1 protein-coding gene is annotated in these 1707 nt (G+C 50.7%); it reads right to left on the reverse strand.

The genetic code is table 11. The features are described 5' to 3' along the window. Window positions 1–115: 115 nt before the first annotated feature. Window positions 116–1024 (reverse strand): EDSAP-1 family PEP-CTERM protein, encoded by a 909-nt coding sequence (locus AruPA_RS21605; protein WP_265638789.1) that lies wholly within the window; start codon window positions 1022–1024, stop codon window positions 116–118. Window positions 1025–1707: the final 683 nt, after the last annotated feature.

A 1707-nucleotide genomic window follows, 5' to 3' on the forward strand; every position in this document is an offset into this window, starting at 1 on the left:
GCTCTACGGCCATCAATCGGATGGTTTCCAGGGTACGATGATCAAACCTTCGACCGTCACATTTCATTCCAGATTTATATCATACTCGTAACCATACGTCTAGCAAAATGTCGCCTTAATTACCGACTGGTGAGTAAGCACGTGCTTGTCGGCCATTCCTACGACGGAGAACCAACCCTAGTCCAAGGAGACCACTGCCGAGTAGGATCAACGATCCGGGTTCGGGAACCGCAACTGTTGACACCGTCGCGACAGATTTGAGCACAATCGAATACGAAGTGTTTGCTGCGAGCATAAACGGTGTCGTGTAAGTAAATGAACGAGTGGCAGAAATCGAATTTCCGTTTGCACCACCGGCTGAGCTTGTCGAATTGGGCAACGCGTTAACGGCGAACGGATCGTACGAAGCGATAGTCACACCGTTACTGTTAATATCCAACGTATCCTGAATGGCAGCCGAAGCCAATCCTCCAGCAGTCGTGGTGGTGTGAGCTGCCAGAGCGTAATTATCGGTGAATGCCAGGGTCAGCGCGCTACCCGTTCCGACATAGGTGAACTCAATCGACGCCGCGTTTGTTCCAGTCGCATTGCCGGTCGCGTTTCCATACACTTCAGCAACGTTATCGACTGCGCTTCCGGTTCCAGGCACGAATGCACCAATTGATGAGTCGCTACGTGCTCCAGTAAAATTACCAAGCCCAACTGCGGTATAGGTTGCAGCAGGCGCCGGGCCAGGACCGGAATAGGCCTGAGAAATTGTCTGAGCGGAATTGATTGGCCCGGATGCTTGGTAACCGCTTATTCCATTTCCGTATTGAGCCGAGTCGCTGATGGTCTCGAGATTGCTCGATGCTGCATTCGATGGTGCCTGCCCGCTGAAGAGCAGGCCGGTGATTTGATTCGAAGCGTATGCATACGGATAGATCGCTGCCGCGTGGGCTGCGATTGGCATCGCCGCGACCGCTAGACCAAATATACCGCCCATCAAGTTGCGTCTGAAGTGGCGCATTCCATTCTGTGTCATCTCATTCTCCGCATTTTTAAAGTGGAACACAATCGTTCCAGGTTATCCAATGCAATAATTGGGCCAGAAAATAAGTCCATGATAAAACAAGATAATATTGTTGCAAAAGAAAATAGGTGTAAAATTTTCCGACAATATGCGATTTCGTATCGAATTACTTTAAGGTGTACGAAAAATTAACTCGTGTTTTCAATAACCGAGGTGACCGATTTTGTGATTTGTTCCAGGCGAATTATGCATCTGTATTTTTAAGCGTGGTAATTATTTGGAACAACGAATCCTGCATATATTTCACACTGCGGAGCGCTGTGCCCCCGGCACTTGCGGGCCAAGCTTGGAAAGAAAATCGATGTCGCGTTTCTCCCGGATGGCCCGGTTAAGCTGCGCGCTATTGAAGATGCGCCCCACATGAACTAGGTCACGGGTGCATCATCACGGCCGGAACTGCCGCAGGTCTTACTCGAGGATATGCAGGATACGATTGCACGCGGCAATTCATGAGGGTGGCGCTCGATACTAATGTCCTGTTCCGATATCTGGTCTGGGTGCGTATTCCGACGAAGCCGGCCATGCATTCCGATATGATGCCGGCCACCCATTCCGAAACGAAGCCGGCCACCGTTCCGATATGAAGGCGGCCACCTGAGCGTCGTTCGGTTAGGTCACGTGTTAATGATCGCCTC

Origin of the sequence: Acidiphilium sp. PA (genome assembly GCF_026191915.1) — a bacterium.
Classification (GTDB): domain Bacteria; phylum Pseudomonadota; class Alphaproteobacteria; order Acetobacterales; family Acetobacteraceae; genus Acidiphilium.

Coding starts and splice junctions, on each gene's coding strand:
- AruPA_RS21605 (WP_265638789.1), bottom strand. CDS start 1,024: ATGACACAGAATGGAATGCGCCACTTCAGACGCAACTTGATGGGCGGT.